The sequence below is a fragment of the Arthrobacter sp. P1_C12_2 genome, from assembly GCF_056406415.1.
On sequence record NZ_JBFUAF010000002.1, the window covers coordinates 374577 to 387987 of the forward strand.

12 protein-coding genes are annotated in these 13411 nt (G+C 68.3%); all 12 read right to left on the reverse strand.

All coding sequences use genetic code 11. The features are described from left to right. Positions 1 to 186: 186 nt before the first annotated feature. Positions 187 to 1422, reverse strand: a complete 1236-nt coding sequence (gene metK, locus AC1DZQ_RS04435) for a methionine adenosyltransferase (protein ID WP_476962354.1) — start codon at positions 1420 to 1422, stop codon at positions 187 to 189. A gap of 77 nt (positions 1423 to 1499) precedes the next feature. Continuing rightward, positions 1500 to 2828, reverse strand: a complete 1329-nt coding sequence (locus AC1DZQ_RS04440) for a bifunctional phosphopantothenoylcysteine decarboxylase/phosphopantothenate synthase (protein WP_476962355.1) — start codon at positions 2826 to 2828, stop codon at positions 1500 to 1502. Between the two features lie 52 nt (positions 2829 to 2880). Continuing rightward, positions 2881 to 3141, reverse strand: coding sequence for a DNA-directed RNA polymerase subunit omega (gene rpoZ / locus AC1DZQ_RS04445; protein ID WP_090581074.1), 261 nt, complete (start codon positions 3139 to 3141; stop codon positions 2881 to 2883). A 39-nt stretch (positions 3142 to 3180) separates the two neighbouring features. Beyond that, entirely contained in the window at positions 3181 to 3753 is a 573-nt protein-coding gene (gene gmk / locus AC1DZQ_RS04450) for a guanylate kinase (protein ID WP_018773135.1), read from the reverse strand. Positions 3754 to 3793: 40 nt separating this feature from the next. After that, entirely contained in the window at positions 3794 to 4111 is a 318-nt protein-coding gene (gene mihF / locus AC1DZQ_RS04455; RefSeq protein ID WP_018773136.1) for an integration host factor, actinobacterial type, read from the reverse strand. 191 nt (positions 4112 to 4302) lie between these two features. Then, entirely contained in the window at positions 4303 to 5169 is an 867-nt protein-coding gene (pyrF, locus tag AC1DZQ_RS04460) for an orotidine-5'-phosphate decarboxylase (protein WP_476962356.1), read from the reverse strand. Further along, complete coding sequence (gene carB, locus AC1DZQ_RS04465) at positions 5162 to 8461, reverse strand: carbamoyl-phosphate synthase large subunit (protein ID WP_476962357.1); 3300 nt, start codon at positions 8459 to 8461, stop codon at positions 5162 to 5164. The genes pyrF and carB overlap by 8 nt, the downstream gene beginning before the upstream one ends. Beyond that, positions 8461 to 9705 (reverse strand): glutamine-hydrolyzing carbamoyl-phosphate synthase small subunit, encoded by a 1245-nt coding sequence (carA, locus tag AC1DZQ_RS04470; protein ID WP_476962358.1) that lies wholly within the window; start codon positions 9703 to 9705, stop codon positions 8461 to 8463. The genes carB and carA overlap by 1 nt, the downstream gene beginning before the upstream one ends. 19 nt (positions 9706 to 9724) lie before the next feature. Beyond that, on the reverse strand, positions 9725 to 10246 hold the full coding sequence (locus AC1DZQ_RS04475) for a PH-like domain-containing protein (RefSeq protein ID WP_476962359.1): 522 nt from the start codon (positions 10244 to 10246) through the stop codon (positions 9725 to 9727). Beyond that, entirely contained in the window at positions 10243 to 11631 is a 1389-nt protein-coding gene (locus AC1DZQ_RS04480; RefSeq protein WP_476962360.1) for a dihydroorotase, read from the reverse strand. The genes AC1DZQ_RS04475 and AC1DZQ_RS04480 overlap by 4 nt, the downstream gene beginning before the upstream one ends. Continuing rightward, a complete protein-coding gene (locus tag AC1DZQ_RS04485) occupies positions 11631 to 12683 on the reverse strand; it encodes an aspartate carbamoyltransferase catalytic subunit (protein ID WP_476962361.1) in 1053 nt (350 codons plus the stop codon). The genes AC1DZQ_RS04480 and AC1DZQ_RS04485 overlap by 1 nt, the downstream gene beginning before the upstream one ends. Further along, positions 12680 to 13279: a bifunctional pyr operon transcriptional regulator/uracil phosphoribosyltransferase PyrR gene (gene pyrR, locus AC1DZQ_RS04490; RefSeq protein WP_476962362.1), complete on the reverse strand. Its 600-nt coding sequence runs from the start codon at positions 13277 to 13279 to the stop codon at positions 12680 to 12682. Before pyrR ends, AC1DZQ_RS04485 begins: the two co-directional genes overlap by 4 nt. Between the last annotated feature and the right edge of the window lie 132 nt (positions 13280 to 13411).

Genomic DNA, 13411 nt, shown 5'->3' on the forward strand with positions numbered 1-13411 from the left:
CACCTCCCCTTGGATCGTTCGACAACGGCTCACCGATTAAACTAGAACACCTGTTAAATGGCGTGTAATGCAATGTTTCCTAAATGCAATGTAGCCAGGCCACCGGAGGGTGGCCTGGCTACAGCACATCACACAGGACTGACAAAAACGCACCGCCGGGACGGCTTAGGGCGGTGTGGCCCGGCCTCAGGCGTTGAAGAACGCTTTCAGCTCGTCCACCCGGTCCAGGCGTTCCCAGGTGAAGTCCGGGTCTTCGCGGCCGAAGTGTCCGTGGGCGGCGGTCTTGGCGTAGATCGGGCGCTTGAGATCGAGGGCGTCGATAATGGCCCGCGGGCGCAGGTCGAAGATCTCGGCGATCGCGGCGCTGATGCGGGCCGGGTCCACGGTTTCGGTTCCGAACGTCTCAACGTAGGTTCCCACCGGGCGGGCCTGCCCGATTGCGTACGCAATCTGGATTTCGGCGCGCTTGGCCAGGCCCGCGGCCACCACATTCTTGGCGACCCAGCGCATGGCGTACGCGGCCGAGCGGTCCACTTTCGACGGATCCTTGCCGGAGAACGCGCCGCCGCCATGGCGGGCCATGCCGCCGTAGGTGTCGACGATGATCTTGCGGCCGGTGAGGCCGGCGTCGCCCACCGGACCACCAATGACGAAGGCGCCTGCGGGGTTGAGGATGTTGCGGGTCCGTGAGATGTCCAGGTTGGACAGCGCCATGACCGGGCCCACCACATGCTCGGCGAGGTCGGCACGGAGCTGGTCGAGGCCGGTGCCTTCGGCGTGCTGGCTGGAGATGACGACGGTCTCGACCGAGACCGGACGGTCACCGTCGTAGCCCACTGTGACCTGGGTCTTGCCGTCCGGTCGCAGGTAGGCGAGTTCGCCGTTCTTGCGGACCTCGGTCAGGCGTTCGGAGAGCCGGTGCGCGAGCCAGATCGGCACGGGCATGTAGGACGGTGTCTCGTCGCTGGCGTAGCCGAACATGAGTCCCTGGTCGCCGGCGCCCTGGAGGTCGTAGTCGTCCTCCTGGCGGCCTTCACGGGCTTCGAGCGAGTTGAACACACCGCCGGCGATGTCGTTGGACTGCTGGCCGATGGATACCGAGACGCCGCACCGGGCGCCGTCGAAGCCGTTGGCCGAGGAATCGTATCCGATGCCCAGGATGGTCTCCCGGACAATCTGGGGGATCTCGACGTAGGCGTCGGTGGTGACCTCGCCGGCGACGTGGACCAGCCCGGTGGTGGCCAGCGTCTCCACGGCAACCCGGGACTCGGGGTCTTTGGCGAGCAGGGCGTCGAGGATCGCATCGCTGATCTGGTCACAGATCTTGTCGGGGTGGCCCTCCGTCACCGACTCGGACGTGAAGAGCCGGAGCGCGGCGGGCGTGGACCCGTGAAAGGCGGGGATGTGCAGCGGTAAAGTCACTCAACTACCTTACTGGTTGGAAAACGGACGTCCGGCGGCGTGTGTCCCCGTGCTAAGGAGATGTTGGTTACGCCGGGCTACGCCGGCGGTACAGCCCGGCTCAGCTCGGCGCTGATCCGGTCGATCACGGCAGCCGCGACGTCGGATTTGGAACCCGACGCCTCTTGGGGTTCGGAGCCGTCGCGGGAAAGGATGACTACTGAGTTCGTGTCCTCGCCAAAGACCTTGTCGCGGCCCACCTGGTTGACCACCAGCAGGTCGCAGGCTTTCCGGTGCAGCTTGGCCCGGGCATACTCCAGGACGTCTCCCCCGGCGTCGCCTGTTTCTGCGGCGAAGCCGACGATCAGCTGATTCCGGGACGCGGCGTCGCGGACCTCGACGAGTTCCCGCAGGATGTCGGGGTTGCGCACCAGGTTGATCACGGGGTCGGCGACGTCGTCGCGCTTCTTGATCTTGGTCCCGGAGACGTCCGCCGGGCGGAAGTCCGCGACGGCGGCAGCCATGATGACGACGTCGGAGCCGGCGGCCGCGTGCAGCGCCGCCTCCCGCAGTTCCAGGGCGGTTTCGACCTGGACGAGTTCGACGCCGGCGGGCGCCGGGACCTCCATGTGGGCGGCCAGCAGGCGGACGCGGGCGCCGGCGTCGCGGGCGGCTGCGGCCAGGGCCACGCCCTGCTTGCCGGAGGAGCGGTTGCCGAGGAACCGCACGGGGTCCAGCGGTTCCCGGGTGCCGCCGGCGCTGATGGTCACAGTGAGCCCGGCCAACGGCGGGACCGCCGGCTGTGCCGCTGACGGCCCGGCGGCCAGGGCCGCGTTCACGTCCAGCTCTACGGCCGGCATCCCCGCGGAAGCTGCGGAAGCATCGGCTGAGGCCGCTGCGGCGCCGGCGAGGGCCAGGGCGGCGGTGAAGATCGCCTCGGGCTCGGGCAGGCGGCCGGGACCGGAGTCGGCGCCGGTCAGCCGGCCGGACGCGGGTTCCAGCACGGTGACGCCGCGGCTGCGCAGGGTTTCGACGTTGGCCTGCGTGGCGGAATGCTGCCACATTTCGGTGTGCATGGCCGGGGCCATAAGCACCGGGCAGTCGCCGGCCATCAGCAGGGTGTTGGTCAGGAGGTCGTTGGCCTGGCCGGTGGTCGCACGGGCCAGGAGATCGGCCGTGGCCGGGGCCACGACGATCAGGTCGGCCTCGTGGCCGAGCCGGACATGGTTGACCGTGTGGACGGCGTCGAACACGCTGTTGCTCACCGGGTGCCCGGAAAGGGCCTCCCAGGTGGCGACGCCGACGAAGCGGGTGGCCGCCTCGGTGGGGATGACCGTGACGTCATGCCCGGCTTCAGTAAAAAGCCGGAGGAGCGATGCCACCTTGTAGGCGGCAATCCCTCCCCCGACTCCGAGGACTATGCGCACGTGATCTCCGTCAGCAGACAGTCTGTTTACTTGGCTCTTCCCGCGGAGGGAATTACTCCGCGGCTTCGATCGGCGTGGAGACGAGCTTGCCTTCGTTGATCTCGCGCAGGGCGATCGACAGGGACTTCTCGTTCAGCTTGGTGTCGACCAACGGGCCAACGTACTCAAACAGGCCCTCGTGCAGCTGGGCGTAGTACGCGTTGATCTGGCGTGCGCGCTTGGCACCAAAAATCACCAGTCCGTACTTCGAGTCGGCGGCCTTCAGCAGCTCGTCGATCGGCGGGTTGATGATGCCTTCAAGGTTCGTGGACACGAATTCTCCAAATTCTAACGGGCCGGTACGTCCCGGCGCCTAGCGCGGGTTCGGGGTCAGCCCCATGAGTGAAACAAGCTCGTCCGCTGCCCGACGAACGTCATCATTGATGACGGTGTGGTCGAACTCCGGTTCAGCGGCAAGTTCTAGTTTAGCGGTTTCCAGCCTCTGCTGCTGTTCTTCGGTGCTTTCCGTGCCGCGGCCGACCAGCCGGCGGACCATTTCGTCCCAGCTCGGGGGCGCCAGGAACACAAACTGGGCATCCGGGACGGCCTGCTTGACCTGCCGGGCGCCCTGCAGGTCGATCTCCAGCAGCACCGATCGGCCCTCGGCAATGGCGGCGTCAACCGTGCTGCGCAGCGTGCCGTAGCGGTTCCGGCCGTGGACGACGGCCCACTCGAGCAATTCACCGTTTTCGACCAAGGAATCGAATTCCTCGGCCGATTTGAAGAAGTAGTGGATCCCGTCCTGCTCCCCCGGCCGCGGTGGGCGCGTGGTGGCCGATACGGACAGCCAGACGCCGGGGTAGTTGTCCCGGATGTAGGTGGACACGGTGCCTTTGCCAACAGCCGTCGGGCCGGCGAGGACTGTCAGTCCCGGTTTCTTGCTCACATATTCCTTTGGGCGGTGGTGGGCAGCTCGGCGGACCGAGCTATTTGTCGTCAATAAAATCTACCAGCGCCCGGCGCTGGTGGATTCCCAGGCCCCGGACCCGTCTGGATTGTGCGATGCCGAGCTGGTCCATGATGGCCGCCGCCCGGACCCGGCCGATCCCGGGCAGGGCTTCGAGGAGCTCCACGATTCTCATCCGGGCAATGGCGTCGTCTGATTCGGCGGCACTGATGACTTTGGCGATGGTCAGCTCTCCCGTTTTGAGGCGCTCCTTTGCCTCGGCCCTGGTGGCCCTTGCGGCAGCGGCCTTGCGAAGGGCGTCGGAACGCTCCTGAGGAGTGAGTGGTCTCAAACTCACGGACGGCCTCCCTGCATGGCGGGACGGGGCACTCATGCCCTTGCCCCGAACCTACCGTCAGGCGGCGGCAGAAATCAATGCAAATCTGCGGGACGCCGACCGGCCCGGGCCGGAAAGCCCGCGGCCCTGGTCCGAAAGCCAGCCGACCCGGGTCCGGCGGCTCCGGTCCCGGGCCGGCTTGGCGGCTGCGGCTAGGCCGCGAGGAGTTCGTCGAGGGTGCGCCGTGCGGCATCCCGGAGGGACTGCAGTTGCGGTCCGGCGGCGAGGATGTCCCGGCTCGAGGTGCCCAGGACCTGGGGATAGGCCGCACCGAAAGTGCGGCGCAGGTCCGCGGCGGTGGCGCCCTGCGCACCCAGCCCTGGGGCCAGGATGGGCCCGCGGACCGCCGCCAGATCGAGATCCAGTGCGGTGAGGGCGGAGCCCACCGTGGCGCCGACCACCAGGCCCACGGAACCGAGGGGACCGTCATAGCGGCGGTTCTCTACCGCGGCCGCTTCCGTGATCCGCCGCGCGACGGAGTCCGCCCCGCCGACGTGCTGGACCGAGGCACCTTCCGGGTTCGAGGTCAGCGCGAGGACGAACACCCCGCGCCCGCTCTCGGCCGCCAGGTCCAGGGCGGGCCGGAGCGACTCGAAGCCCAGGTAGGGGCTCAACGTGACCGAATCGGCGGCAAGGGCCGAGCCGTCCCGCAGCCAGGCGTCGGCGTAGGCGGCCATGGTGGAGCCGATGTCGCCGCGTTTGGCGTCCGCGATGGTCAGCACGGAGGCTTCCGCCGCCGCGGCCAGGGTGCGTTCGAGCACGGCGATTCCCGCCGAGCCGTGACGCTCGTAGAGGGCCACCTGCGGTTTCACCGCGGCAGCGAGGGAGCCCACGGCCTCCAGCACGGTCAGCGAGAAACGTTCCAGCCCGGCGGCGTCGTCGGTCAGCCCCCAGCGCTGCAGCAGCGCCGGGTGCGGGTCGATGCCGACGCACAGCGGGCCGCGGTCCGCCATGGCCCGCCCCAGCCGGGAGCCGAAGGACTCCCGGCCGGCTGCTTCGGCGGCGGATGCCTCAGGCATCCTGGAGCGCCTTCAGGTTCGCGGCGTGCTCCTGCAGGCTCGTGACGGACCATTCGTAGGTGCGCAGGGCCTCGATGGCCTGGACGGCGGCGTTGAACTCGGCCACGGTGGTGATGCACGGGATCCCGATCGACGTCGCGGCGGCACGGAGTTCGTAGCCGTCGCTGCGGGCTTCGCCACCGGAGGGGGTGTTGAAGACCATGTCGATCTCGCCGGCGATGATGAGGTCGGCGATGGTGCCCTCGCCTTCGGCGCTGGAGCCTTCGGCGACCTTCCGGACCGGGGTGGCCTGGATGCCGTTGCGGCGCAGCACGTCGGCCGTGCCGCCGGTGGAGACGATCTCGAAGCCGAGGTCCGAGAGCCGCTTGACGCCCATGATGACCGAGCGCTTGTCCCGGTTGGCCACCGAGACGAAGATCTTGCCCTCGGTGGGCAGCGCGTTGTTGGCGGCCGCCTGGCTCTTGGCGAAGGCCGTGTCGAAGTGCTTGTCGATGCCCATGACCTCGCCCGTGGAGCGCATTTCCGGGCCGAGCAGGGAGTCGACCACCTTGCCCTCGGGGGTGCGGAATCGGCTGAATGGCAGCACGGCTTCCTTGACCGAGACCGGCGCGTCCAGCGGCAGGGTGGAGCCGTCGCCGCTCTCCGGCAGCATTTTGTAGGCGCTGCGGAGCTGGTTGATGGTGACGCCGGTGCCGATCAGGGCCGCGGCCTTCGCCATCTGGACACCGGTGGCCTTGGACACGAACGGCACGGTGCGGGAGGCGCGCGGGTTGGCTTCGAGGACGTAGAGCACGTCGGAGGCCAGGGCGAACTGGATGTTGATCAGGCCGCGGACGCCGACGCCCTCGGCGATGGCCAGGGTGGCGGTGCGGACCCGTTCCAGCACGTTGCCGCCCAGGGTGATGGGCGGCAGCACGCAGGCCGAGTCGCCGGAGTGGATGCCGGCCTCCTCGATGTGTTCCATGATGCCGCCGAGGTACATCTCCGTGCCGTCGTAGAGGGCGTCGACGTCGATCTCGACGGCGTCCTCGAGGAAACGGTCGATCAGAACCGGGTGGTCCGGGGTGATTTCGGTGGCGTTGGCGATGTAGCGGGAGAGGTTGGGCTCGTCGTAGACGATCTCCATGCCGCGTCCGCCGAGGACGTAGGACGGGCGGACCAGGACCGGGTAGCCGATCTCGTCGGCGATCTTCTTGGCGTCCTCGAAGGACACGGCGGTGCCGTTCTTCGGCGAGACGAGCCCGGCCTTGTCGAGCACGCGGGAGAAGGCGCCGCGGTGTTCGGCGAGGTCGATGGCCTCCGGCGAGGTGCCGAGGATCGGCACGCCGGCGTCGGCGAGCTGCTGGGCGAGCTTGAGCGGGGTCTGGCCGCCGAGCTGGACGAAGACGCCCATGACACCGCCGGTGCGCTCCTCGGCCGCGATGACCTCGAGGACGTCCTCCAGGGTCAGCGGCTCGAAGTAGAGCCGGGTGGAGACGTCGTAGTCCGTGGAGACGGTTTCCGGGTTGCAGTTGACCATCACGGTCTCGTAGCCGGCCTTGCGCAGCGCCATCGAGGCGTGCACGCAGGAGTAGTCGAACTCGATGCCCTGGCCGATCCGGTTGGGGCCGGAACCGAGGATGATGATGGACGGTTTGGCGTGCAGCGCGACCTCGTCCTCCTCGTCATAGGAGGAGTAGTGGTACGGGGTGTAGGCGGCGAACTCGGCCGCGCAGGTGTCCACGGTCTTGTAGACGGGACGGATGCCCAGGGCCTGCCGGACGCCGCGGACGACGTCCTCGGAGTTGTGGGTCAGGGCACCGATCTGCTCGTCGGAGAAGCCGTGGCGCTTGGCGCGCGTCAGCATCTCCGGAGTCAGCGCCGCGGCCTGCCGGATTTCGAGGGAGATCTCGTTCAGCAGCTGGAGCTGGTCCAGGTACCAGGGGTCGATCTTGGTCGCCTCGAAGAGCTGTTCCACGGTGGCGCCGCCGAGCAGGGCGCGCTGGACCTGGTGCAGTCGCTCGGTGGTGGGACGCTTGGCCTTCTCGATCAGCTCCGCGACTTCCCATTCCGGGACGTGGCTGAAGTCCAGCTGGGAGCCCTTCTGTTCGAGGGAGCGCAGGGCCTTCTGCAGGGCCTCGGTGAAGTTCCGGCCCATGGCCATGGCCTCCCCCACCGACTTCATGGTGGTGGTCAGGGTGGGGTCCGCGGCCGGGAACTTCTCGAAGGCGAAGCGCGGGACCTTCACCACCACGTAGTCCAGGGTCGGTTCGAAGGACGCCGGGGTCTTCTGGGTGATGTCGTTCGGGATCTCGTCCAGGGTGTAGCCGAGGGACAGCTTGGTGGCGATCTTGGCGATCGCGAAGCCGGTGGCCTTGGACGCGAGGGCGGAGGAACGGGAGACGCGCGGGTTCATTTCGATCACGACGACGCGGCCGGTGTCCGGCTCGACGGCGAACTGGATGTTGCAGCCGCCGGTGTCGACGCCGACCTCGCGGATGACGGCGATGGAGATGTCGCGCAGCCGCTGGTACTCGCGGTCGGTCAGGGTCAGCGCCGGGGCGACGGTGATCGAGTCGCCGGTGTGCACGCCGACCGGGTCGAAGTTCTCGATGGAGCAGACCACCACGACGTTGTCGTTTTTGTCCCGCATCATCTCGAGCTCGTATTCCTTCCAGCCGAGGATGCTCTCTTCGAGCAGCACCTCGGACGTGGGGCTGTACTGCAGGCCTTGGCCGACAATCCGGCGCAGGTCGCCCTCGTCGTAGGCCAGCCCGGAGCCGAGGCCGCCCATGGTGAAGGAGGGCCGGACGACCATCGGGTAGCCGAGGTCCCCGGCCGCGGCGAGTGCCTCGTCCATGGTGTGGATGATGTGGCTGCGGGCCGACTCGGCGCCGCAGCGCTCCACGACGCCCTTGAACTTCTCGCGGTCCTCGCCAAGCTCGATCGCGGCGATGTTGGCGCCGATCAGCTCGACGTTGTACTTCTCCAGGACGCCGTTCTTATCCAGCGCGATGGCCGTGTTGAGGGCCGTCTGGCCGCCCAGGGTCGGCAGGAGCGCGTCGGGGCGCTCCTTGGCGATGATCTTCTCCACCACTTCGGGGGTGATCGGTTCGATGTAGGTGGCGTCCGCGAACTCGGGGTCCGTCATGATGGTGGCCGGGTTGGAGTTGACGAGGATGACCCGCAGGCCCTCCTCCTTGAGGACGCGCAGTGCCTGGGTGCCGGAGTAGTCGAATTCGGCCGCCTGGCCGATCACGATCGGGCCGGACCCGATGACCATGACGCTCTTGAGGTCAGTTCTCTTGGGCATTACTTCTTGTCCTCAGTCTTGGATTCGGCGGCAGTCTTGGTGTCTGTCTCTGTCTTTGAAGAAGCGTCCGCCATCAGTTCGATGAAGCGGTCGAAGAGGTAGGCGGCGTCGTGCGGGCCGGCGGCCGCTTCGGGGTGGTACTGCACGGAGAAAGCCGGGATGTCGAGGCAGGCGAGCCCTTCGACGACGTCGTCGTTGAGGCTCACATGGCTGACCTCGACGCGGCCGAAGCGTTCCTCGGGGGCCTGCGTGGCGCCGTTGAGCGGGGCGTCGACGGCGAACCCGTGGTTCTGCGAGGTGATTTCGACCTTGCCGGTGCGGCGGTCCATCACGGGCTGGTTGAGGCCGCGGTGGCCGTAGCGCAGCTTGTAGGTGCCGAACCCGAGGGCGCGGCCCAGGATCTGGTTGCCGAAGCAGATGCCGAAGTACGGGATCTTCTGATCGAGCACCGAGCGCAGCAGCGCCACCTGGTTGTCCGCGGTCGCGGGGTCGCCGGGGCCGTTGGACATGAAGAAGCCGTCGGGGTTGACGGCCTCGACGTCGGCGAGGGTTGCCGTGGCGGGCAGCACGTGCACCCGGACACCGCGCTCGGCGAACCGGACCGGGGTCATGCGCTTGATGCCCAAGTCGATCGCGGCGATGCTGAACCGCGGCTCGCCGTCCCAGCCGTGGTCCTTGGGCTCCACCGTGTACGCGGCGTCCACGCTGACTTCCTCGGCGAGCCGTGAGCCTTCCATCGGCGCGCTGGCCAGGACGGCGTCGGTCAGTTCCTTGTCCGTGCCGCGGGCGGCGTCGCCGGAGAAGATGCCGGCGCGCATGGTCTTGTGTTCGCGCAGGTGGCGGGTGATGGCGCGGGTGTCGACGCCCTGGATGCCGACGATCCCCTGCTCGACGAGCTCGTCGTCCAGGGAGCGTTCGGAACGCCAGTTGGAGGGCCGGCGTGCGGCGTCGCGGACGATGTAGCCGGCCACCCAGATGCGGCGGGACTCGGCGTCGTCGGTGTTGACGCCGGTGTTGCCAATGTGCGGCGCGGTCTGGACCACGAGCTGGCGTGCGTAGGAGGGGTCGGTGATGGTCTCCTGGTAGCCGGTCATGCCGGTCGCGAAGACCGCCTCGCCGAGGGCCGTGCCGGTGGCGCCGTAGCTGGTGCCGCGGAAAATACGGCCGTCCTCGAGCACGAGGACTGCGGGGGTGGATGCTGCAGCGGGTGCAGTGGGGTTTGCTGTCACTGTTTTTTCTGACACGTTGGCTTCCGTCACGTCGTTACTTTCCACTATCGGCTTCTGCCTGAGGGGCTGCGGAGATCAAATCTTGGAGGGTGGTGAGGAGCACGGCCTTGTCCTCGGCGCGGCGCGTCCGGTAGCCGGTGTCGAGTTCGTGGGAGCCGAGCATCCAGCTGAGCACCAGCAGGCCGTCCTTTTCCACGAACTTTCCGGCCATGCCGCTTTCCTGCCGCACACCGGTGAGGCGTCCGGCCGGGATGAACACCGGGCCGGCGCCCGCGCGCTCGAACAGCACGCCTTCGGTGTGCACGGAGAGCCTGGCGTTGGTACGGATACCCAGGTTGTGCACGGCGATCCGGTCCAGCCAGTCGCCCGCGGTGGTGGACGCGACGTACTGGCCGTCGGCTGCGGCCAGTGGGGCGCCGAGCCCGGCGGGGACCTCGGGGAGGGGCTCGACGTCGGACTGGCGGCGCAGGCGGTTACGCCAGCCGACGGCGATGAGGGTAACCGCGACGCCAATCAGGACGAGCGTGAAGAGCAGGGACAGGTCCTTGGCACTCACGGGCGGCGGCCCGCCGGTCCGGCGTCGAGCGCGTCGGCCGGCCACCGGTACGGGGTGTTGAGTTTTCCGTCGAGAACGGTCGGGTGGCCCTTGAAAAACGTCGCCACTACCTTCCCGGGCAGTTCCCGGCCGGCAAACGGAGAGTTACGGCCCATGGTTGCCATCTTAGAAGGGTCCACGGTCCAGCGCGCAGCCGGGTCCACGAGTATGACGTTGGCAGGCTCGCCGGCCTCGAGCGGGCGGCCCTGGTCCTGGAGACGGCCGATGGCGGCCGGCGCGGCGGAGGTCACGCGGGCAAAGTCCTCCCAGCCCATCAGGCCGGTTTCGATCATGGTGTGCTGCACCACCGAGAGCGCGGTTTCCAGCCCGGTCATGCCCATGGCCGCCTGCGCCCACTCGCATTCCTTGTGTTCGCTCGGGTGCGGGGCGTGGTCAGTGCCGACGACGTCGATCGTGCCGTCGGCCAGGGCGGCGCGGAGGGCCTGGACATCGGCGTCGGTGCGCAGCGGCGGGTTGACCTTGTAGACGGGGTCGTAGCTGCGGGCGAGCTCATCCGTGAGCCAGAGGTGGTGCGGGGTGACCTCGGCCGTGACGTTGACGCCGCGGGACTTGGCCCAGCGGATGATCTCCACGGACCCTGCCGTAGAGACGTGGCAAACGTGCAGCCGGGAGCCGACATGCTTGGCCAGCAGCACATCGCGGGCGATGATGCTTTCTTCGGCGACGGCCGGCCAGCCGGCCAGGCCGAGGACGGCGGAGACCTCGCCCTCGTTCATCTGGGCGCCGGCGGTGAGGCGGGGTTCCTGCGCGTGCTGGGCCACGACGCCGTCGAACGCCTTGACGTATTCGAGCGCGCGGCGCATCAGCACCGGATCGTGCACGCAGATGCCGTCGTCGGAGAACACCCGGACGTGGGCGCGGGAGTCGGCCATGGCGCCGAGTTCGGCGAGCTGCTCCCCCGCGAGGCCCACGGTGACGGCGCCGACCGGGCGGACGTCCACCCAGCCGGCGGTCCGGCCAAGGGTGAGGACCTGTTCGACGACGCCGGCGGTGTCCGCCACCGGGGTGCTGTTGGCCATCGCGTGGACGGCCGTGTAGCCGCCGAGGGCGGCGGCGCGGGTGCCGGTTTCGACGGTTTCGGCGTCTTCGCGGCCGGGTTCGCGCAGGTGGGTGTGGATGTCCACCATGCCCGGGAGCGCAATGAGGCCTGTGGCGTCAATTACTGTTGCGTCCCTCACCCCGGCGCCGTCGGCGTCCAGCTGCCGGCCGCGGGCGGTGATCATGCCGTCCCGGATCAGGAGGTCCTCAGGGGCTCCGCCGAGGATGGCGGCGCCGCGGATGAGGTAGGCGCCGCTGTTGTCTGCGTTCTGTTGCTGATCGGCCATCAGTGGCTCTCCTGGTGGGAATAAGTGGTGTTCGGATTGGCGGCCAGGGACGCGGCCGCGGATATAGCTACAGGTGCGGCGGCCGGTTGGCGGTTCTCGCCGGAAAGCAGCAGGTACAGGGCCGCCATCCGGACCGACACACCGTTGCGGACCTGCGCCAGCACGGTGGAGCGGGGCGAGTCGGCCGCGGCAGCGGAGATTTCCAGGCCGCGGTTCATGGGCCCGGGGTGCATGATGATGGTGTCCTTGAGCCCCAGGCTGTCGAGGGCACGGAGCCGGTTGTCGTCGAAGCCCCAGCGGCGCGAATACTCGCGGGTGGTCGGGAAGAAGGAGGCGTTCATCCGTTCGCCCTGGACGCGGAGCATCATCATGGCGTCCACGCCCTGCGCGAGGGTCTCGTCGAGGTCGAAGCTGACCGCGCACGGCCATTTTTCGACGCCGACGGGCAGCAGCGTGGGCGGCGCGACGAGCGTGACCTCTGCGCCGAGGGTGCGCAGCAGCCAGAGGTTGGAGCGGGCCACGCGGGAGTGCAGGACGTCACCGGCGATGGCGACGCGCATGCCTTTGAGGTCGGCCCCGGCCGACGGCGTGCCGGCCAGCTTCGACCAGTGCCGGCGCATGGTGAACGCGTCCAGCAACGCCTGGGTGGGGTGTTCGTGGGTGCCGTCGCCGGCGTTGATGACGGCGGCGTCGATCCAGTCGGTCGCGGCCAGACGGTGCGGCGCCCCGGAGGCCCAGTGCCGGATGACCACTGCGTCGGCGCCCATCGCGGCGAGCGTCTGGGCGGTGTCCTTGAGCGACTCACCCTTGGAAACGGAGGAGCCCTTCGCGGCGAAGTTGATGACGTCGGCGGAGAGCCTCTTGGCGGCAGCTTCGAAGGAGATCCGGGTGCGGGTGGAGTCCTCGAAGAAGAGGTTAACCACGGTGCGCCCGCGCAGGGCGGGGAGCTTTTTGACCTCGCGCTCCCCCACGGCCGCCATTTCCTCCGCGGTGTCCAGGATGCGGATGGCGTTGTGCAGGCTCAGGTCTTCGGTGGAGAGCAGGTGCCTCATGCGGTGGCCTCGATGACCACTTCATTGACGGGGACGCCGTCCACAGAGTCGGTTTCCTCGAGGCGGACCCGGACCTTCTCCGATGAGGAGGTGGGCAGGTTCTTGCCGACGTGGTCCGCGCGGATGGGCAGTTCCCGGTGGCCACGGTCGATCAGCACGGCGAGCCGGACAATCCGGGGGCGGCCGAGGTCAATGATGGCATCCAGGGCTGCCCGGATGGTGCGTCCGGAGTAGAGGACGTCGTCGATCAGCACAACAACTTTGTTGTCGATCCCGGTGCGCGGCAGCTGGGTGGGGTACGGCGGCCTGGTGGGCTGGTGCGAGAGGTCGTCGCGGAACATTGTGACGTCGAGCTGGCCGACGATCGCGGCGGCGTCAACGGTGGGATCCGCGGCGGCGATCTTGGCGGCGAGGCGGACGGCGAGGGGATAGCCCCGGCGCGGGATGCCCAGCAGGACGAGGTCCTGGGAGCCCTTGTTGGCCTCGAGAATTTCATGGGCGATACGAGTGAGAGCGCGGTCGATGTCAGCCTGGTTGAGGACAACCCGGGTGAGTACCACCTTCGCCGGACCCGGTGCTGAAGGCACAGAAGTCAAAGCTCGTCTCCCCTTTCCCCGCCTCACGGGACGGAATTAAAAAAGGATTATTTGCTCTTTCAAATTACCACAACGGCACTGGCGCCCCGTCGCCGCGGGAATGCGTTTAACCTCACACGGACATAGGCTCGG

Excerpts from the sequence above, each read along its gene's own strand:
- pyrF (WP_476962356.1), bottom strand. The coding sequence starts at position 5,169 with ATGCCTGAGGCATCCGCCGCCGAAGCAGCCGGCCGGGAGTCCTTCGGC.
- AC1DZQ_RS04485 (WP_476962361.1), bottom strand. The coding sequence starts at position 12,683 with ATGAGGCACCTGCTCTCCACCGAAGACCTGAGCCTGCACAACGCCATC.
- carB (WP_476962357.1), bottom strand. The coding sequence starts at position 8,461 with ATGCCCAAGAGAACTGACCTCAAGAGCGTCATGGTCATCGGGTCCGGC.
- AC1DZQ_RS04480 (WP_476962360.1), bottom strand. The coding sequence starts at position 11,631 with ATGGCCGATCAGCAACAGAACGCAGACAACAGCGGCGCCTACCTCATC.